Source organism: Kordiimonas sp. UBA4487 (genome assembly GCF_002389025.1).
Classification (GTDB): Bacteria; Pseudomonadota; Alphaproteobacteria; order Sphingomonadales; family Kordiimonadaceae; genus Kordiimonas; species Kordiimonas lacus.
Genome location: NZ_DGNR01000014.1, coordinates 175,004 through 193,948, shown reverse-complemented (window position 1 = coordinate 193,948; position 18,945 = coordinate 175,004). Strand labels below are relative to the sequence as shown.

The following is an 18,945-nucleotide window of genomic DNA, read 5'->3' as shown; positions in this document are numbered from 1 at the left end:
TTCACCCACCGTTGGTGATCAGCGTCGAATAGATGTAGCCTGCATAGAGCGCGAGGAACAGGATGCCCTCGCGGCGCGAGAGGCGCTTGCCGCTTCGGATCGCGAGCAGCAGAATGGCCGCCACGCCGATACCAACCCAGACGTCAAAATGGGCGATCTTGCCGTCAAGCGGCACGGTGGCCGCCATGGCGGTGGCCCCCAAAACCCCGAGCATGTTGAAAAGGTTGCTGCCCAGCACGTTCCCAAGCACCACGCCCGCATGCCCGCGGTAAGCGGAGACAAGCGCCGTCGCCAATTCCGGGAGCGACGTGCCGACCGCCACGATGGTCAGGCCGATCACGGCTTCCGACACCCCGAAGGCGAGGGCGATTTCAGTCGCGCCCTGCACCAGCAGATGCGCGCCACCCGCCAGCGCCACAAGCCCCGCGAGCCCCACCAGGAGGGCGCCCGTGAAGCCGAGGCCCGCGGCGGGGATGTCTTCCTCCACATCATGCGCCACCTTCTTCGAGACGCTGAGCTGGGCGCGGCGCTCGGATTTATAGACGAACGTCAGATAGCCGACCAGCGACAGGAGGAGCATGAGGCCAAAGATAAAGGAAATCTGGCCCAGGAAGGTCAACAGCCCCAGAAGCAGGGTGGCGACAAACACGGCAATCGCGTCGCGCATGATCTGGCGGTCATCGCACGCCACGGGGGCGATGGCGGCCGACAGGCCCAAAATCAGCAGGATGTTGGCGATGTTGGAACCCACCACGTTACCGAGCGCCAGGCTGGGCGCGCCCTGAAGCGCCGCCAGGATGGACACCAGGAATTCTGGCGCCGAGGTGCCAAAGCCCACCACGACCATGGAAACCAAGAGGGTTGAAAGGCCGAATCTTTTCGACAGGGCAACACTGCCGCGCAACAGGGCTTCACCGCCCAGGAACAAAAGCACCAATCCGCCAATCAGCTGCAGGTACGCCATAATCTAAACTCTTCTTTCGTTACATCTATGGTGGTCGGGGGTTATCAGTCGCCAGTGCTTTCAAGCGCACCGTTCGCCAGCGCGTGGATCAGAAGCGCGGCTTTCTGGATGTTCTTCTTGAAGCTGGTCATGTCGGCCATTTCGTCCTTGGTGTGGCCGCCCGTGCCCATCAGCCCCATGCCGTCCAGCGCCATGTCTACATGGTCCGCCGCGAAGGAGATATCCGCAGCGCCCGCCTTCCGGGGGTTAACGGCTTCGATCTTGCCGTAGCCGAGGCTTTCGCTGATCTGGCTATAGAGCGCCAGCAGCCTGGCGTTGCCTTCCGTCGGCGCCATGGGTGGATAGCCGGGCGCGAAGGTCAGCGAGGCGCTGGTGTGCAAAAGGCTGTCGGCCACGATGGCCTGCATTTTGGCCTTGGCGTCCGCCAGTTGCTTTGGCGACTGGGCGCGGATGCCGCCCGACACCTTCAGCGCCTGCGCCACCACATTGTTCTTGCCGAAGCCGGAGGTGGTGGCCGTCGCGGCATCTTCCGTCACCCGCGTGCCGCCAACAATGCGCCCGGGGTTGAAGGTCAGGTTTTCCATGCCTTCAAGCTCAAGCCGGAAGCTGTTCAGGATGCGCGCGGCCTCAAGGATCGCGCCGTAGCCAACGTCCGGCGTGAAAATCTGGGAGCTGTGCGCCGGGCGGCCCGTGACTTCGAGCGTCCAGTCTGTGCTGCCGCGCCGGGCAGTCACTGCCGTCTGGATGTTGCCGTCACCGTCCTCGAACCCCAGCGCGATATCGGCCCATACGGCTGCGTCAATGATGGCTTTCTTCGAGAGGCTCAGCGGTTTGCCGCTGGCTTCCTCATCGCCGGTCATGACAATGCGGATGCTGACACCGTCCAGCACGCCCGCGGCCTTCAGCGCGCGCACCACTTCAATGATGATCACGTCGCCGCCCTTCATGTCGGTGATGCCGGGGCCGGCAATCTTGCCTCCCTCAAGCGGGGTGAAGGCTTGGAACGTATCGTCCATGGCGAACACCGTATCCAGGTGGCCGATCATCAGAATTTTGGGGCCCTTGTTCCCAAAGGAAGCCACCAGATGGCCCGCGCGGCCAAAGGCGCTGCCGTCCACCCATTCGGTCTCAAACCCGATGGCCTTGAGTTCCGCACCGAACAGCGCGCCCACCTTTTTGACACCATCAAAATTGAGCGTGCCGCTGTTGATGGTCACGGCTTTTTCAAGCAGGCGCTCCGCCGCCGGCAGCTGGCCCTCAATCGCCTCCAGGATGGCATTTTCTGTTGCGTCGTCCGCTTTGAGGGCAGGGGCGGCGGTGAAAAGGCTGGCAATCAGGGCTAGGCAAAGCGCACGCATGGATGATCCTTCTGGCTGGTTGGGGCGCCCGAATTCGGGTCGCCCCGACCCTGCCAAAAGATGCCATGAAGGGCAATGGCTTTTGGGGAAAAGGCGCGCGTCCTTCTATATCTCGACCTGCAGTGTCTTCATTGATTTGCCATAGCCGCCAGCCATCAGCCCGGTGATGCGTCCGTCTGTGACCGAAAGGTCCACTGTGATCAGGCTGGGGGAGGTGGGGGTCATGAAGTGGCCTTGCTCTATCTCAAGCCTTTGCGTTTTCGCGTCCAGTCGGTCAAACAGAAGGCAGGCCAGCGGCCCGGCGGCCATGCCGGTGGCGGCTTCCTCATCGATGGCATAGCGCGGCGCGAACATGCGGGTGGTGGCGTGCTTGCTGGTGGCTGCATGGTCCGTGGTGAAGACATAATAGCCGATCAGGTCCAGCGCGTCGCTGATGCGCTCAATCGCCTTGAGGTCGGGCGTGAGCGCGCGCAGCGTTTCACCGGTTTTCACGCCAACAACCATGAAGCTGTTGCCGGTGTTCACAAGTGTTGGCAGGGCACGCGGGTCAAGGTCGTCCGCCGCAAGGCCAAGGGATGCCAGCACGTCGGCCTCGCTGATGCCTGCAGCCTGCCAGTCTGGCGCTGATGAATAGCGCGGCGCCAACTGCTCCATAAAGGCCGCGCCGCCTTCAATGATGATCTTGCGCGGGCCGTCGACCGTTTCCTTGGAGGTTACGCCCTCAGGCACCCGGCCAATTTCGGCCAGATAGGAAAAAGTGGCGATGGTGGCGTGGCCGCAATGGGCGATGCGCCGGTTCGGGGTGAAAAAGTCCAGCTTGAAGCCCTCAGTGGCGGAGCGGGAGACAAAAGCGGTTTCCGAGGCGCCAATGTTCTTTGCCACGGCCAGCATCTGTGCGTCGGACAGGCCGTCGGCATCCAGCACGACCCCCGCCGGATTACCGCCCGCACCATTCTGGACAAAGCCGTTCACGATATGGGCAGTGATAGATGATTTTTCATTACTCTGTTTCATGATATTCCTCGCTTTAATATCCAACACATCAGCATTTAATGGCAGATTGATGGTATTTTTAGCGGGAAGTTTCTCTTATGTTCATGACGAAAATTCATGAATTGGCCGCAGGGTTTGTGGCGCTCGGGTCGCCATTTCTTAATCTGCCGGGGTGAAGGTCAGCTTCATGTAGGGCGTATAGGGGCCTTCCTTGCTGCCCGAAATATGCCCCAGCAGCTGGTAACCGCTTTCCGTTTTCATAATCTCCAGCTTGCCGATCACCACGCCACCATTGCCGTCCGGGAAGTCGGTGCCTGTGTTGGCGTTGGTGACGATCAGCGTGTCGCCTTCAAAACCGCCGGTATAGATGTCCATATAGCCGTTGAGGTCATCAAGGAAGGCGAAGCGGTAGATATTGTGGAACCGGTCGTATGACAGGGTCATCTCAAACTGGAATGTGGCGCCGGGGAAGGCCACTGGCGCATTCAGGCGCACGAAGGATTTGCCCAGAACCGTGTCTGCTGTGGCGCGCTGTGCCGGCAGAGGGGTGTCCCAGCCGTCCTCGCCGTGATACTGGGCCACAATGGTCCAGCGCCCTTCCATGAAGGACAGGCGGTCGATGCCGTCTTCACCAGAGGTCGTATCTGTGGCCTGCACCGATACGCCGGCAAAGATGACAAGCAGGAACAGGCCTGCGCTTTTCAGAAGGTGGGTCATGATATCCTCGCGTATTTGTTGACGCGAAATAGTGCGGCGAGCGCGGATATCATGCAACCCAACATTCGTTGACCAGCTTTGGGCCTGGAGTTGATCGGGCTGAAGGGCGCGTTACTCCGCCTCGATGGTGGGCTCGTGCTCAACCGGGCAGTTCAGGCTGTTGGCAATGAAGCATTCCTTGTTGGCGACTTCGTGCAGGCTCATCGCTTTTTCCATGTCGCCGCCCGCCTTGATGGTGATGCGCGGCCGGAGGATGATCCGCTCGAACTTGGAGGTCACGCCCTTGCCCTCCACCATCACGCCTTCGGCGTCGTCCTCATATGCGGTCACCACGATGTTGTTGACCGCGCACAGATGCAGGTACCACAGCATGTGGCAGGCGCTTGTGGATGCCACCAGCATGTCTTCCGGGTTGTGGCGCGTGGGGTCACCGCGGAACGCGGGGTCGGAGGACCCCAGGATGTCGGGCTTGCCGTCCACGGCCACCGTATAGTCGCGGCTGAAGCTTTTGTAGGTTCTGGTGCCTTCATCCCCCGCGCCGGTCCAGATGGTGCGGGTGTGATAATGATGCTCTGCCATGGCGGCCTCCTGTTTCGCTGTCGTCTTTGTCGCTGTCGTGTGGCTGAAGGTACGCCCGGCGGGCGGCGGGCGCCAGTGCCAATTCCGGCTACCAAGAGGGGGCCAAAGAGGCCAATGCTTACCGGGCAGGCAGTTGGCAGCAAGAATTTGATATCCCGGCCCATTCCATTCCCCTAGATCGGAATCACTGAACCTTGGAATTGATGTAGAGAGTAGATGATGAAGAAAGTTAGCATTAAAGCAATTGTGGTGGGCCTGTTGGCCTTGTTGGTGCTGGATAGCGCCGGTGAGCTGCTGTTGGTTTTCACCATGAGCGGTGGCCTTGACGGTGATGCCATTATTGCGGTGAAACAGACGAGTGCATTTCTGGTCTGGCGTTCCCTTGTCACCATAATAACACTGGCTGTTGCGGGCTATTTTACGGCCGCCTTGTCGCGGGGGAATTCCTATGTGAATGCGGGAATAGTTGGCGGCATAGCCATTCTGTTAACGGTTTTGGCCATTGCGAGCGTGGACATGCCGCTGTGGTACAGTGTCATTGCGCTGGTTTCCCAGTTGCCGTTCACTTTGCTGGGCGCGTACCTATTCCAACAGAAGCAAAACAAGGCCGCTCCTCAGTAGGGAGGTTTCAGTTTACCTGTTTGCCTGTCTTTTTTCCTCATGACAGCAAGGTGTTTGCTGGCGCCTCTGTTGCGAGGAAAAAAAGTTCACTGGAATGTGACAAATTCGGCTTGACCTTCGCCCGCGCGCATTTTATACCGGCGCAGCTTTCGGCGGCAGTGTAGCCGTTCCGAGTTGTTCCGAGTAGGATACAGACGCGCCGGGAGCTTGTATATTTTGGCCGAGTAGCTCAGCTGGTTAGAGCAGCGGAATCATAATCCGCGTGTCGGGGGTTCAAGTCCCTCCTCGGCTACCAAATTTCAAGGCTCTGTCCCCAACGGGACAGGGCCTTAAATTTTTTAGCGCAGGATTGGCGCTAACCCCCGTGGGTTCATACGAGCGCGACGCGTGGCGCGCGAGTGACGTCGAGCGAGAGCGAGACGGTCCCGAAGGGATGAAAACAGGCAGCAGGCCTGTTTTCACAATTCCCTCCTCGGCTACCAATCACCAAAGCCAGTCCCTTGCGGGGCTGGCTTTTTGCTTTTGGGCGGGCAGGGGGCGGCTTCAGGGTTCAAGTTCCGCGTCCTGTGGGCTGGCGCCCCGCTGGTAGATGCGGGTGAATTCCACGCTGCTGACACCCCCGTCTTCGGGGGCCGAAGAATCCATGTCAAACGACCTGAACTTGCGGGTATCGTGGGCCTTGACCTTTTCGCCGAAATATTTTTCGACCTTGCCATTGCCGTAGGTGATCGTGGCATCGAAGGTGATGACATAGTCGGTGGTGTTCGTCAAAGCCATATACATGTCATCAAACAGGTTTCCCTTTGGCTGGTCGCGGCAGAAGATGCCCTTCATGCCGCTGAAGGCATAGATCTTGAAGTCCTGGTAGCACTTCTCGTTGTTATGCACTGCCGTCAGGAAGGTTTTATAATGGAAATACCCTTCCTTGCGTTTGTCTTTGTCTGCGGCCTGGGTGCCCTCTTTCGCCTCTTGCGGCGCTATCATCGGAACGTCGGACTGCAGATCACTGGTGATGACATAAGGGCTGTCTTCTGCCTCACCTGCCGTATCAGTTGATGACGCGTCGCTCATGCTCAGGCCCGCAGCAACCTTCTTCCGCTGTTCGGCCAGTGCCTTCTGTTCGGCTTCAATTTTCTTGACGCGTTCACTCGTCGTCATCGGCGCCGATTGCCTCTGTGCCGATGGCGTGGTTGTGGACGCCTGTTGTTGCGTCTGACGCCGTTGCTGCTGCCGGTAGTTCGTGGCACTTTGGCGGTCAGCCGCGGCCTGACGCTCGCGTTTCTGGCGCTTCATGTCGTCAAAGGCTTCCGCCAGTTTTCTGTTGTTCCGGTCGATCTGACGGTTGAAGTTGCGGGCATTCTGTCTGTTGTTTTCAACGAACCTGTTCCAGGCGCGGGCGTTCGCATCCGCCTTTGCCTGCGCCTTGGCCTTGCGGCGGTCTCGCGCGGCCTGGCGTTCGGCTCGCTCGCGGCGCTCTTCTGCCAGTTCAGCCTCGCGTTCCCGGCGTTCCTCGGCTTCTCTTGCCGCCTTTTTTTCGGCATACAGCCTGTCACGGTCAGAGGATGCGATATCCGAAAGGGTGGCATTCTTTTGGCGCAGGCGAGCCTGCAGCTCCGCCTGCGGCATATCCAGCAGCACGCCGTTTTCGACCGAAATCGTGGTCATTTGTGTTTTTGAGAAAATCGGTTCTTCGAACTGAACCGTACGCTTGCCCGTATAGTAGGAATCAAAGCGGGTTTTCTCAATGATCGGGGTTTTGCCCTGGCCGTGTGGCAGGCCCATTTCATCAACCGGCCCGCGGTAGCTCAGGCTTGAGTAGCTGCCTGTTTGGGTTTCTGACTGCACAAAGTCCAGTTCAACGGCAACTGGCCAGCCGTTTTCCCAACGAAATTTGAGGATTTTATTGTCTACCTGACGCCAGCCATGGGCGAGCCCATGGGCAAACCCCTGAGCGTCTTTGCCTCCTTGATAGTCAAAAAATATGACGTCATCGCCCCAGAATTTCGGCATATTGTAGCTTTTGAAGTCACTTTTCTCGCCATACCTGCTCTCGCCGCACCGGAACTTGGTGCTGTAGGGTTTCATCTTCTGGCGCTTGTCCAGTCTTCTGGAAATTGAGCTATAGTGACATTTGGCGAAATGGGCCTGGACATCTGGGTTGCCAAAGCGCGGCAAGGGCGGGGCTTTTCCCGCGCCACCCGCCTCGTTTTGCCAATAGTCGTTTGTCGCCTTCTGCTTCTCACTCTCTGATGGGTAGGTGGCGAAGCGTGGGTCCCAGTATGCCGGCCAATAGATGCCGGTGATTTCTTCCAGGTAATTGCCCCTATCATCCTGCGACGTGAAATAGCCGACAGGGCGGCCCGCCAGATACCGCTTTCTCCAGTCGTAGGTGCGGTAGTTTGTAATCCGGTAGATGCCATTGTTTCTGATGCGGCCGTTTGACGTGAGGATATAGATCATGTCTTCAAGATAATCGTCGCCCAGATTGCTATATTGGCGGTTATATTTGTCGAAGGTCTGGACATGCCGCTTGTTGCCGGATTTGGCATATCCCCGCCACTTTAGACCGATCCGGCGGATCTTCTTTGTGGGGTCGGAAAGTACCCTGAAGTCAGTTTGCAAATAGCCGATCGGATCCGGGTAATAGGAGTTCCAGTCGGAGGTCCACTGAATGTTGTCCAGCTTTTGCGGAACTTTCTGGATTGTTCTGACATCAAGCGGGCGACCAAATACGCGGCTGTAGGCCCCTTTTTTCGTGTTCGGATATCGCCAGTCGCCTTCCTGCAAAAAGCCGTGGGACCAGACACCTTCCATATCGACCTGATTGTCCTGATCCTCGTAGCGGGTCAACTTCCCTTTGCCGTGCAGCATGGCCCAGCGGTTGTCTGGGGATGGGTTGAGGACTGTGCCCAAAACGGTAAATCCGGGGCCTTCCTTGCCTTCCCTGCTGAGAGTGGCGGCATAGGCCCACAAGCGGCGCTTCCTTTTCTGGTCGTCGACTGAAAGGGAATATTCCACGCCCGTGATCGGGGCAGACGCATAGCCTGCCTGCCAGACGGCACCGCATTTCTCGTTCATGCCGCCCTTGAAGGAGATGCCGTGCATGCCGGATGGGGAGACGTCATAGGCCATCATTTTCGATGGCACCTCGCAGCTCGCCATCTTGTAGTCCCACATCTTGTTATGGAAGCTATAGGGCCACTTGTGCTTATCGGTCTCCACCGGCCCCACATACCAGGCTTTTCTTGCCAGCTTCATTTTCTGGCTGGCTGCGGGAAAGCCTTTTTTCTTGTGCCCCTGCACCAGAAGGAGCGGCCCTAAGGGAAGATAGGTCCGGTCGAAGCCGTTATGTGACGTCCTCAGCCCGTCACGCTTGTCATAAAGGGTCCAGTTGACCCGCAACATCGCAAGGCCATCGCGGTAGCCGAACGGGCGGCGACCCGACACAATGGAAATGCCATCGCCGCTGGCATCTACCAGCCTGATGGCCGCAAGGTTGCCGCCGGGCATGACTTTGCCGCCATACTCAAGAAGGGGATCAAATCTTTCCGAATAGGGCAGGTCCGCGAGCAGGTGGGGCAACAGAGACAGGTACGCGGCCTTTTTGCTCACCTCGGACTGGTTGGCCCTGTCGATGGCCGACGCGGAAAGTTTCGCGGCCTGGTACCGCCACTTCATGGCGAAATATTCCTCGAATCCCGGATGCTCGGAAGAATTCAGGGCCAGGCTGACAATGCCGTTCTTGTTGGAGATATAGCGAAGGACCTGGCGCTGCGGCACCATGTTGGCAAAGGATGTTGCCTGATAAACGGTCATATTGACGCTTGGGTAGGCCGCGTTGGGCAGCAGGCCTTCATAAATAACGGCACTATATTTTTGCCCTACAGCAAGCCAGGTCTTCAGGTTGGCTCCGGGCTGCTGGGAAACGGACAGGGTCATGCGGGGGGTCGCGTGAAAGCGTCCAAAGCGCAGCTCAATCGCGTTCAGGGGTTTGCCCTTGGGGATAACCTCGAAGGCCAGCTCGTCATCTGCACGGCCGTACAGAAGGTCATAGATGACGCCCGGATCGCCCTCGATGAAGGGGGTATTGTCAAACTCTTGCGGGTCCAGTGTTTCGCCTTTGAAGAGATTGCGGCTGCCGGTGAAAAGGATGTCGCCGACGTGCAGTGTGCCGTCGACCGCAGCACTGGAGCCCGGCACAACCTTGACAATCTCCCAGCCCAGTTCGTGCGATTTCACGTCAATGCCGTAAGGCCAACTGCCGTCCCAGGTCCGCATTTTTGGGGCTGGGGAAATGGTGATGCTCGGGTCCATCTCCATAAGGATGTCACGCCAGCTTTTATGCAGATACCCAAGGGCGCGCTTTTCATCATCCTGTGTCACCAAGGGTGAAACCGGCAAAATGCCGCGCTTCAAGTCAATCTCATCGGCCGCCTGCGCTGCTGCGCCTGATAAAAAGCAGACAAGAAAAAGAAGAAAGTTAGCCTGATGAAATAAGGAATTGCGGCCCGGTTTCAACCTTTGCATACCTTATCCTTTCTGCGGATTGTCAAAATGTTGGAAACAGATTGCCGACAAGGAACAGGGTTTGGCATTCGGTGAATGCCTCACAGTTTAGGCCGAAAAGCCCCAATTGATCAAGGTAAGCGGCTTTTTTCGGGGTCGGTTATTTGGGGCCATGGCCCGCCCCTTGCCACACCTGCCGCCACCGACTATACCCACACCCATGCAGATTTTTGAGGGCATCATATCGGACCGGGGGTCCAAATATGCGGTGTCAGGCGGGCCGTGTGCCAGCCCGGACGAGGCCAAGGCGTTCATCAAGCAGCTGTGCCGCAAGAAGAAATTCGCCAAGGCCACGCACAACACCTGGGCCTTCATGACGCCCGAGGGGCCGGTCAAGAATGACGACGGCGAGACGGGTGCGGGCATGCTGATGGCGCAGATGCTGGAGCGCGAAGGCCTGATGCATCATATCGTGGTGGTCACCCGCTGGTACGGCGGCAAGCATCTGGGCGGCGACCGTTTCCGCCACGTGCAGGACAGCGTGCGCTATTATCTGGACAACGCAGAGCTGGGTTGACGCCTGAATATCCATCCATCCGATTTCTGGAAAAGTTAATAATCGATTTTGGCGATTGCTGGAATCTGGACTTCCAATTTCCTTTTGGTCTCAAAATGGGCGTATTCTCCGATCTACCATAAAGGGAGCGCAGGCCTGCGCGAGGAACGTCACCCTCGCCACACTAAAAGAAGCGAGCGGACGCCACAGGTCCACACTCTCCAACAAGTATTTGTCAGTTTAAGGGGCATCACTTCTCGCCCGGCACCAACTTGAAGGAGGTAGGATATGCTGAAGAGAAAACTACCAATGATTGTTATCCTGGCGATGGGAACAGCCCTCGCCACAGTGCCGCAAGCCGCGGCAGAACACCATGAGCCCATGGAGACACACATGCAAAGCGCCCCAACGAATGACTATTGGTGGCCAAACCGCCTGAACCTGGAGCCGCTTCGGCTGAACCTGCCGGACGCCAACCCATTGGGGGCGGATTTCAATTACGCTGAAGCCTTCAAGGATGTGGACCTGGATGAGCTGCGCGCAGACATGGAAAAGCTGATGACCACGTCGCAGGACTGGTGGCCAGCTGACTATGGCCATTATGGCCCCTTCTTCATCCGCCTGTCCTGGCACTCGGCCGGTACCTACCGGATGATTGACGGTCGCGGCGGTGCGGACGGCGGCATGCACCGCTTCGCGCCCCTGAACAGCTGGCCGGATAACACCAACCTCGACAAGGCCCAGCGCCTTCTGTGGCCGATCAAACAGAAATACGGCAACAAGATCAGCTGGTCTGACCTGATCGTGCTGGCGGGCACCATCGGCATGGAACATATGGGCTTCAAGACCGCGGGATTCGCCTTTGGCCGGGAAGACGCCTGGATGCCCGAAGAGGTCAACTGGGGCCCTGAAGGCGAATGGCTGGGCCGCGCCGAAAGCCGCCACAAGGACGGCAAGCTGACCGGTTCGCTTTCTGCCGCGCGCATGGGTCTGATTTATGTAAACCCGGAAGGCCCGAACGGCGTGCCGGACCCGCTTCTGGCGGCGCAGGAAATTCGCGACACCTTCGGCCGGATGGCCATGAATGACGAGGAAACCGTGGCGCTGATCGCGGGTGGTCACACCTTCGGTAAGGCGCACGGTGCCTCGAAGGGCTCCAACCTGGGCGCAGAACCTGAAGCTGGCGCGCTTGAAGAGCAGGGCCTCGGGTGGAAGAGCAAATACGGCAGCGGCAAGGGCGCCGACACCATCACCAGTGGCCTTGAAGGCGCCTGGACGGTAAGCCCGGCTGAATGGACGCACAATTACCTGCAGAATCTGTTCATGTTCGACTGGGTGCAGACCAAAAGCCCGGCGGGTGCGATCCAGTGGGAGCCTGATGACGACAGCACAAGCGAAATGGTGCCGGACGCCCACGACCCGGACAAGCGCCACAAGCCGATCATGTTCACGACCGACCTGGCGCTGAAGGAAGACCCGGCCTACCGCAAGGTGTCCGAACGCTTCCTTGAGAACCCGGAAGAGTTCGAGAAGGCTTTCGCTCGTGCCTGGTTCAAGCTGACCCACCGCGACATGGGCCCAACCAGCCGCTATCTGGGTGCCTGGGCGCCTGATGAGACTTACATCTGGCAGGACCCGGTGCCCGCGGTGGACCACAAGCTGATTACTGACCGTGACGCCGACAAGCTGAAGAACACCATCCTCGACAGCGGCTTGAGCCACGCTGACCTGGTGCGCACGGCCTGGGCGTCGGCATCCAGCTTCCGCGGCACGGACATGCGCGGTGGTGCCAACGGTGCCCGCGTGCGCCTGGCGCCGCAGAAAGACTGGGCGGCGAACGACCCGGCTGAGCTTGACCGGGTGCTGGGTGTGCTGGAAGGCATCCAGGCTGACTTCAACAAGAAGGCCCGTGGCGGCAAGAAAATCTCCATGGCTGACCTGATCGTCCTTGGCGGTGCTGCTGCCATCGAAGACGCAGCCGCGAAGGCCGGCCACAAGGTCTCTGTGCCCTTCACCCCGGGCCGCACGGACGCGGCGGCTGAGATGACCGACGCGGACTCCTTTAGCGTGCTTGAGCCAACAGCAGACGGCTTCCGCAACTATTTTGCCGACGGCAATGACCGGTCACCGGCTGAAATGCTGGTGGAAAAGGCCGCGCTTCTGAAGCTTTCCGTGCCTGAAATGACGGTGCTGGTGGGCGGCCTGCGCGCGCTGGATGCCAACACAGGCGGTGCCAAACATGGTGTGTTCACCGATACGCCTGGGGTGCTGACGAACGATTTCTTCACCGGCCTCCTCGATATGGGCACGGAATGGAAGAAGGCGGATACCGCTGGCATCTATGAAGGCTTCGACCGCGCGTCTGGCGAGAAGAAATGGTCGGCAACGCCCGTTGACCTGATCTTCGGCTCCAACAGCGAGCTGCGGGCCGTGGCGGAAGTGTACGCAACAGATGGGTCTGAAGCGAAGTTCGTGGAAGACTTTATTGGCGCCTGGACCAAGGTGATGAACCTGGACCGCTTCTAGGCTTCAGGCACCCGTGTAAATCAAAGGAACGGCGGCGCCCAGCGTCGCCGTTTCGCGTTTGGGGGCGGGGACTGTCAGCTTCTGTCAGGCCTTTTCAGGCTGCACGGTGGGGGCCTCAGGGCGCGGCTTGAAGGCCACCAGAAAATAGGAAACACCCCGATGCAGATACAGCAGGAAGGGCCAGACCACCAGATACAGCTCGCCGCCCAGCATGAGGTTGCCTGCCATCACCGCCACCAGAACAATGAGCGGAGACAGGATCAGGATCTCCGCAGTCCTGCTATAGCGGTTGGCGGTTGGGGCCCTGTCGCCTGCCAGCCAGCGCAGGAACAGGGGCAGGGCATAATCGATGGCCACCCACACGATAAACAGGGTGTTGCCAAACAGGATCATGGCCTCGCGCGGGGGCGGCACGGTCAGCCAATCGTTGAAGGCCGCCGTCATGATCACGAAAATGGGCGCGGAAACGCCCACAAGGGCCGCCAGGAAGCGCCAGGCGGCGCGGCCCTTGCGCCAGCCCTCAAGGGCGCCGATCCGTTCGGTGTGAAACGGAAACATCAGGCAGATGCAGAAGGCCTGCAGATACAGGGAAAAGTCCCAGAACCAGCGGGTGCCAAGAAGGTCACGCGGCCCTGCGGCGGGAAGAAAATAGATGCCCATGATGATGGAAAGATGCAGGCCCACAAGAACCACCGCTGTTCCGGCCGCAACCGCCCGCTTGTTTTCCACACTGCGCATGGCACCAGTTAACCTGAAACAGGCGGGTATGCGCAAATCTTTTCGATCAGGCCGAAGGCGCGCCAACCAGTGGCCGGCCCGCCATGCAGGCCGCCTTCTGTCGGCTTTATCCTGCCATTCGCTGGTCAAATTTCTGGAAAACCGCGCCGACAGCTTCAGGTGTATGCGGCGCGGGGAGTGCCGCCATGGCGGTGAAAAAGTCGGCGTGGCGCCCCGGGGATGACACCAGAAGGAAGGTGGCATCGCGGCCTGATCTGTTCCAGAAGCTGTGGGCGTCGCCCGCCGCCACATGCAGGCTGTCGCCGGGGGTTAAGGCCAGCGCCATTTCGCCGGCGCGGAAGTCCAGCGCACCCGCCAGCAGGCGGAAATATTTGTCTTCACCTGCGGAAATGTGATGCGGCGCCCCATGGTCGGGGGCCACGGTCACAAGCATGACATTGAAGGTACCGCCGCTTTCGGCGGTGGACACCTCAATGCGGCTTGTCAGGCCTGAGAAGGCAACGGTTTTCGGGTCTGTGACCTGTTGTGTGTGCATGGGATATCCCCCTGTTTTTCTGATAGGGCGCTAGGCTAGAGGATATTTATATGATATGAAATTCATCGAATTTTGGCATTATATGACGAAATAACAAACAAATGGATCTTGAACAGCTGAAAACATTCGTGGCCGTGGTGCGCGCGGGCGGCGTGAGCGCGGCAGCGCGGACCCTGGGCCTGCCCCGCACCACCGTAAGCGCGCGGGTGGCGGCGCTGGAAACTCAGATGGACACCATCCTGTTGCGCCGGACCACCCGTAGCATCACCCCCACGGATGCTGGTGCCAGGCTCTATGATCAAGTGCGTCGGTCGGTGGAAACGCTGGAAGCGGTTGGCGACAGTTTCGAGGCGCCGGGCGGTCCCCTGCGCGGTCTGGTGCGCTGCGCGGTACCACAGGATTTCCCGCGTGATGCGCTGGTGAGAACATTGGCAAGCCTGCGGGCCGTGCATCCCCAGATCCGGGTGGATTTCCGGTTCAGCAATGCAGTGGCTCGCCTGGCGGACGAGGATATCGATGTGGCCATCCGGTTTGGCGCGCCGGAGGCGCCGTCGCTGATTGTGCGTCGGCTTGGGGGCACGCGCTACGCGCTGGTGGCAAGCCCGACCTATATGCATGAAAAGGGGGTGCCGGAGCAGGCTTCCGACCTGGCGGATCACCGCCTGCTGGTGTTCACGGCGACCGCGGGAGCACCCAAACGGTCCCCGCTTATGGCCTGGGCGTCGCTGGCGCCCGACGCCGTCATGGCCGCCAACGATATGGCTTTCCTGCGCACCCTGGCGGTGGCGGGTTACGGCATTGCCTGTCTGCCAGCGCCATTGTGCGCGGACGAGCTGGGCACCGGACGCCTGGTGGAGCTGGAAATCGACGGCTGGTCCGGCGAGGCCGGAAGGGAAAGTGCTTTTTGCCTTGTCTTTCCCTCCCGCCGGGAGATCACGGCGCGGGTCCGCGCCTTTGCAGATCACCTGACCCGCGCGCTTGAGGATGCTTAGCTGTAGGTCAGCTTGGTTGGTTCCAGCGTCAGCTCAAGCTTGGCCACATTGGCCGGATTGAGGCTCACCAGCACATGGGCGAACCGGTCCGAATAGGCGAAGTTATAGGCGTCCGACAGGGGTGCCAGCGTGGCGGCCCACTGGTTGAAATATGGCTTTTTCGTCTGCATGCCTGCGAAGAACAGGCTGCCCGGCAGCTGGAACCATTTCTGGCTTGGCATTGAGCCGACCATCTCGCCGGCCGTGACCGTCTCACTGCCCACGGCACCGATACTGATGCCCGAGAACAGATCACCGCTGATCCAGCCGTAGACATCGTTGGCCGGTGCCATTGGCGTACTGGCGCCATCGAAATAGTAGGGCGTGTTGCCGCCATAGATGCCGCTGGGGTTCAAAAGGTCATCGCGCCTGAACAGCATGGTGTGGCCGCCTTTTACCGGCTCATATCTGACGGTAGCCCCGCTGACGATCGCCTCGGCCTGGCTCAACAGGATGTTGAGGCCGTCGTCGATGGTTGCCAGATACTGGTAGCTCTGGCGGGACTGTGGGCCGGAGGCCGGTACGTTCGGGCCGACGCCTGCGAATTCACCCTTGATGATGGCGATCACGCCGTCACCCAGGTTTGGCACCACCGAGCCCGCCTTGGTTTCCGGGCCGAACGTATCCCTGAGATAGACCAGATAGTCTTCCATCAGGTTATAGGGCATCACCGGGATGCCGGTGGTCGGGTAGACGGAAGGGTAGGATGAGGGGCCAATGACACGGGCGAAGTTCGTTCCCGGCTTGGGGCCGCTGCCATACTGCTTGAAATCGCCGGGCACCACGGCGGAGAGCGGCGTGCCGTCTGTCCCGCCGGGGCCGGACAGGCCTGAGGCTGGCGGTGTTGTCAGGGCCTTGAGCTCCTTGTAGACCTGATCTGATGTCGCGCCGCCCTTGAGGCCGCTGTCCTGCTGCACGACCTTGCCGCCAGACCCGTAGCTGGTCAGCGACATGGGGATGGCCCAATAGTCGATTGTGGTCAGGTTCGCGGCGTCCGCAGGGTCCCCATTGAAGGTGATTTCCATCTTGTCGTAGCGCAGGAAGAAGTTGGGGTCTGTCACCGCCTGGCCGGGCTCGTAGCCCTGATATTGTGGGGTCCAGGCCGTGCCGTAGCAAACATAGATGCGGCCGCTGAAATGGCTGATGCTGATGCCGTCCGACAGGTCCTTGAGTGTATACCAGTTCCCGGCCCAGGATTTGCTCCCCATACCGGCATAGACGGATGCGATCGCGTCCCCCGTCTTGGTGTTGGTGATGTCCAGCGGTGCGCCTGCACCCGGTACGAAGCCGATATGCACGTCGCTTGCGGGCAGACTGCTGTTGTTGGTGAAAGTGAAAGTTAAAGCGGCCATTATATCCTCCTACTAATGATTGCCTGAAAACAATCATTGCGGGAAAAATGCGAGGCGGGGAAGCGCCCTGCGTTTTTATGCTGCTGCAGTTGGTTGTATTGGCCCGACAGGCGCGCCAGCACGATGTCTCAATCGCACTGACGACGCCGTAAGTTTCAATATGTGAAGGCTTTTTTCGCTCTATGTGGGGCTTACGCGCACTGGCGTACCGTGACCGGCACGCCGTTCAGGGCGGCGTTGCCGCTGACGGGGTCAAAAAGCTTGTCATCGGTCAGGATGTTGCAGTTGACGCCTTCCTGCTCTGATGCCACGGCAAGTTTCACGCCCTTGGTCTGGTGGCCCCAGCCGTGGGGCAGGCTGACAACGCCGGGCATGACATCCTCGCTGGCGACCACAAGCGTTTCCACTTCACCGACGCGGGACGCGATACCCACCCGCGCACCGTCTTTGATGTCGCGGGCCGCCATGTCGGACGGGTGCATCATCAGGTGCCAGCGTGCCGGGCCTTTGATCAGGCGGGTGCTGTTGTGCATCCAGCTGTTGTTGGACCGCACATGCCGCCGCCCGATCAGCAAAAGCTCGCCGTCCTTCAAGGCCTGGCGGCTGTCCATCAGGCGCTTCAGGTCATCCAGCATCAAGTCCAGATCCAGCTTTACCGGGGCTGATAGGCGCTCCGGCATGCTGGGCTGAAGGGGGCCAAGGTCTATGCCGTGCGGGTGATCCTTGAGCTTTTCAAGCGTCAATTCCATCGCGGCCCCTGTGGCCTTGCCATATGGGCCATATTGGATGCCCTGGTCCAGAAGCACATGCGGTGCCGGCTGCGGTTTATAGTCCTGCCCCTTGCGTTTCGCGATGGCGGCGGCGAGGCCGATCATGATCTCCCAGTCGTGTTTTGTGCCCGCGGGCGGGTCGAACACCGGTGCGTTGTAGCGCGTGATATTCCGGACAGCCAGCCGGTTGAAGCTGATGTCATAATGGTCATGCTCCAGCGGCGATGTGGGCGGCAGGATCACGTCAGCAAACCGGGTGGTTTCATTGAGGTACAGGTCGATCGACACCATGAAGTCAAGGCCTTCGAACGCCTTGTTCAACTCGCCTCCATTGGGGGCGGAAAGCGCCGGGTTGGCCGCAATGGTGAAGAGGCCTTTGATCTGGCCTTCGCCGGGTGTGTTGATTTCCTCCGCCAGCGCGACGGCCGGGAACTCCCCCGAAAAGATGGGCAGGCCGCTGACTCGGCTTTGCTTGGTGGCGAAATATCCAGCGCCCCGGGTGCCGGGGGTAACGTTCCCGAACGCAGGCGTCGGCACCATGATGCCGCCGGGCACATCCATATTGCCGGTGATGATGTTCAGGACCTGGATCGCCCACTGGCACAGGGTGCCGAATACCTGGGTGGAAACACCCATGCGGCCATAGGCGGCAGCGCCCTCTGTGGTGGCCATGGTGCGGGCCAGGTCGCGGATCACATCGGCTGAAATGCCGGTCTGCTCGGCGGCCAGTTCGGGCGTGAAGCCCTCAGCGGCGGCGCGCACGGCCTCAAGCCCGTCAATGTGGCCAGCCATCGGGCCAAGGTCGACAAGGTCTTCCGCGAACACCGTCTGGATCATGGCCATCAGAAGGAAAGCGTCACTGCCCGGGCGGATGAAATGGTGCGCGTCGGCGATGGCCGCCGTTTCCGTGCGGCGCGGGTCGATCACCACGAATTTGCCGCCGCGGTCCTGGATGCCCTTCAGCCGGTTCTTCACGTCCGGCACGGTCATCATGCTGCCGTTCGATGCCAGCGGGTTGCCGCCAATAATCAGCATGAAATTCGTGCGGTCGATATCCGCCACCGGGACAAGATACTGGTGGCCATACATCAGGTGCCCCACCAGCATGTGCGGCAGCTGATCCAGCGACGTGGCGGAAAAATGATTGTCTGTGCCGATGGCGCGGCGAAGCTCGCTGCCGTGGGTCATGGTGCCATAGTTGTGCACACCGGGGTTGCCTGCGAAAAAGCCGATGCTGTTTGGCCCATTTACGTCCTGAATGGCGACCATCTTTTCGGCGACAAGCTCGAAGGCCTCGTCCCAACTGATCTCCTGCCATTCATCGCCGACACGGCGGATGGGCTTGGTCAGCCGGTCCGGGTCTGTATAGAGGTCCTGGATTGCCGTGGCTTTGGGGCAGATGTGGCCGCGGCTGAAGGGGTCGTCCTTGTCGCCCTTGATGGAGACGATCCGGTCGCCTTCTGTCTCAATCGCTATGCCACAGATGGCCTCGCACAGGTGGCAGGACCGATAATGGGTTTTCCTAAGTTCGCTCACGATTGTCTCCCCGGATGACATGGTCTTGTCTTAATCTTCATATTTAAGCGTGAGCTATGGTGATTGGCCTTGGTTTCAAGGTCGGGCCACAAGGAGAGGTGCGCAGCCATTGCGCCCAAGGCGCTTGCCTGCTAGGGCTGTTGGCCACACACTGATCTTAAGC

The 18,945-nt window shown here is 59.7% G+C and carries 14 protein-coding genes and 1 tRNA gene; 5 read left to right on the top strand and 10 right to left on the bottom strand.

From position 1 onward, the window contains the following. Position 1: 1 nt before the first annotated feature. The 5 genes from B3Z17_RS15910 to B3Z17_RS15890 form a co-directional block, all read right to left on the bottom strand. Entirely contained in the window at positions 2-964 is a 963-nt protein-coding gene (locus tag B3Z17_RS15910; RefSeq protein ID WP_286830780.1) for a calcium/sodium antiporter, read from the bottom strand. A gap of 44 nt (positions 965-1,008) precedes the next feature. Next, entirely contained in the window at positions 1,009-2,322 is a 1,314-nt protein-coding gene (locus B3Z17_RS15905; protein ID WP_286830779.1) for a M20/M25/M40 family metallo-hydrolase, read from the bottom strand. Positions 2,323-2,427: 105 nt separating this feature from the next. Further along, the gene (locus B3Z17_RS15900; RefSeq protein WP_286830778.1) at positions 2,428-3,336 is read right to left on the bottom strand and encodes a PhzF family phenazine biosynthesis protein; all 909 of its coding nucleotides are present in this window, start codon (positions 3,334-3,336) and stop codon (positions 2,428-2,430) included. Positions 3,337-3,474: 138 nt separating this feature from the next. After that, positions 3,475-4,032 carry a DUF1579 family protein gene (locus B3Z17_RS15895; RefSeq protein ID WP_286830777.1) on the bottom strand — a complete coding sequence of 186 codons (558 nt, stop codon included), beginning with the start codon at positions 4,030-4,032 and terminating at the stop codon, positions 3,475-3,477. A gap of 111 nt (positions 4,033-4,143) precedes the next feature. Then, the gene (locus B3Z17_RS15890) at positions 4,144-4,611 is read right to left on the bottom strand and encodes an OsmC family protein (RefSeq protein ID WP_286830776.1); all 468 of its coding nucleotides are present in this window, start codon (positions 4,609-4,611) and stop codon (positions 4,144-4,146) included. Positions 4,612-4,827: 216 nt separating this feature from the next. On the opposite strand from B3Z17_RS15890, the gene B3Z17_RS15885 reads away from it, so the two are divergent. Beyond that, positions 4,828-5,232 carry a hypothetical protein gene (locus B3Z17_RS15885; RefSeq protein ID WP_286830775.1) on the top strand — a complete coding sequence of 135 codons (405 nt, stop codon included), beginning with the start codon at positions 4,828-4,830 and terminating at the stop codon, positions 5,230-5,232. Positions 5,233-5,450: 218 nt separating this feature from the next. Further along, a tRNA-Met gene (locus B3Z17_RS15880) sits at positions 5,451-5,527 on the top strand. A gap of 248 nt (positions 5,528-5,775) precedes the next feature. Here the strand turns inward: B3Z17_RS15880 and B3Z17_RS15875 are convergent. After that, on the bottom strand, positions 5,776-9,648 hold the full coding sequence (locus B3Z17_RS15875) for a hypothetical protein (protein WP_286830774.1): 3,873 nt from the start codon (positions 9,646-9,648) through the stop codon (positions 5,776-5,778). Between the two features lie 310 nt (positions 9,649-9,958). Here B3Z17_RS15875 and B3Z17_RS15870 point away from each other — a divergent pair, with 310 nt between their 5' ends. Both B3Z17_RS15870 and katG read left to right on the top strand, forming a co-directional pair. Continuing rightward, positions 9,959-10,315, top strand: coding sequence for a YigZ family protein (locus tag B3Z17_RS15870; protein ID WP_286830773.1), 357 nt, complete (start codon positions 9,959-9,961; stop codon positions 10,313-10,315). A gap of 267 nt (positions 10,316-10,582) precedes the next feature. Then, complete coding sequence (gene katG / locus B3Z17_RS15865; RefSeq protein ID WP_286830772.1) at positions 10,583-12,820, top strand: catalase/peroxidase HPI; 2,238 nt, start codon at positions 10,583-10,585, stop codon at positions 12,818-12,820. An 84-nt stretch (positions 12,821-12,904) separates the two neighbouring features. On the opposite strand, the gene B3Z17_RS15860 is transcribed toward katG, so the two are convergent. Together B3Z17_RS15860 and B3Z17_RS15855 are read right to left on the bottom strand one after the other, a co-directional pair. Continuing rightward, a complete protein-coding gene (locus B3Z17_RS15860; RefSeq protein ID WP_286830771.1) occupies positions 12,905-13,558 on the bottom strand; it encodes a hypothetical protein in 654 nt (217 codons plus the stop codon). Between the two features lie 106 nt (positions 13,559-13,664). Beyond that, complete coding sequence (locus tag B3Z17_RS15855) at positions 13,665-14,093, bottom strand: cupin domain-containing protein (RefSeq protein ID WP_286830770.1); 429 nt, start codon at positions 14,091-14,093, stop codon at positions 13,665-13,667. Positions 14,094-14,194: 101 nt separating this feature from the next. On the opposite strand from B3Z17_RS15855, the gene B3Z17_RS15850 reads away from it, so the two are divergent. Continuing rightward, a complete protein-coding gene (locus tag B3Z17_RS15850) occupies positions 14,195-15,085 on the top strand; it encodes a LysR family transcriptional regulator (RefSeq protein ID WP_286830769.1) in 891 nt (296 codons plus the stop codon). Here the strand turns inward: B3Z17_RS15850 and B3Z17_RS15845 are convergent. Then, positions 15,082-16,476, bottom strand: coding sequence for a beta-1,3-glucanase family protein (locus B3Z17_RS15845; protein WP_286830768.1), 1,395 nt, complete (start codon positions 16,474-16,476; stop codon positions 15,082-15,084). The genes B3Z17_RS15850 and B3Z17_RS15845 overlap by 4 nt on opposite strands. A gap of 191 nt (positions 16,477-16,667) precedes the next feature. After that, positions 16,668-18,803, bottom strand: coding sequence for a molybdopterin-dependent oxidoreductase (locus tag B3Z17_RS15840; RefSeq protein ID WP_414672780.1), 2,136 nt, complete (start codon positions 18,801-18,803; stop codon positions 16,668-16,670). Positions 18,804-18,945 lie beyond the last annotated feature (142 nt).

Coding starts and splice junctions, on each gene's coding strand:
- B3Z17_RS15860 (WP_286830771.1), bottom strand. CDS start 13,558: ATGCGCAGTGTGGAAAACAAGCGGGCGGTTGCGGCCGGAACAGCGGTG.
- B3Z17_RS15845 (WP_286830768.1), bottom strand. CDS start 16,476: ATGGCCGCTTTAACTTTCACTTTCACCAACAACAGCAGTCTGCCCGCA.
- B3Z17_RS15870 (WP_286830773.1), top strand. CDS start 9,959: ATGCAGATTTTTGAGGGCATCATATCGGACCGGGGGTCCAAATATGCG.
- B3Z17_RS15910 (WP_286830780.1), bottom strand. CDS start 964: ATGGCGTACCTGCAGCTGATTGGCGGATTGGTGCTTTTGTTCCTGGGC.
- B3Z17_RS15905 (WP_286830779.1), bottom strand. CDS start 2,322: ATGCGTGCGCTTTGCCTAGCCCTGATTGCCAGCCTTTTCACCGCCGCC.
- B3Z17_RS15890 (WP_286830776.1), bottom strand. CDS start 4,611: ATGGCAGAGCATCATTATCACACCCGCACCATCTGGACCGGCGCGGGG.
- B3Z17_RS15855 (WP_286830770.1), bottom strand. CDS start 14,093: ATGCACACACAACAGGTCACAGACCCGAAAACCGTTGCCTTCTCAGGC.
- katG (WP_286830772.1), top strand. CDS start 10,583: ATGCTGAAGAGAAAACTACCAATGATTGTTATCCTGGCGATGGGAACA.
- B3Z17_RS15885 (WP_286830775.1), top strand. CDS start 4,828: ATGATGAAGAAAGTTAGCATTAAAGCAATTGTGGTGGGCCTGTTGGCC.
- B3Z17_RS15895 (WP_286830777.1), bottom strand. CDS start 4,032: ATGACCCACCTTCTGAAAAGCGCAGGCCTGTTCCTGCTTGTCATCTTT.
- B3Z17_RS15850 (WP_286830769.1), top strand. CDS start 14,195: ATGGATCTTGAACAGCTGAAAACATTCGTGGCCGTGGTGCGCGCGGGC.
- B3Z17_RS15900 (WP_286830778.1), bottom strand. CDS start 3,336: ATGAAACAGAGTAATGAAAAATCATCTATCACTGCCCATATCGTGAAC.
- B3Z17_RS15840 (WP_414672780.1), bottom strand. CDS start 18,803: ATGTCATCCGGGGAGACAATCGTGAGCGAACTTAGGAAAACCCATTAT.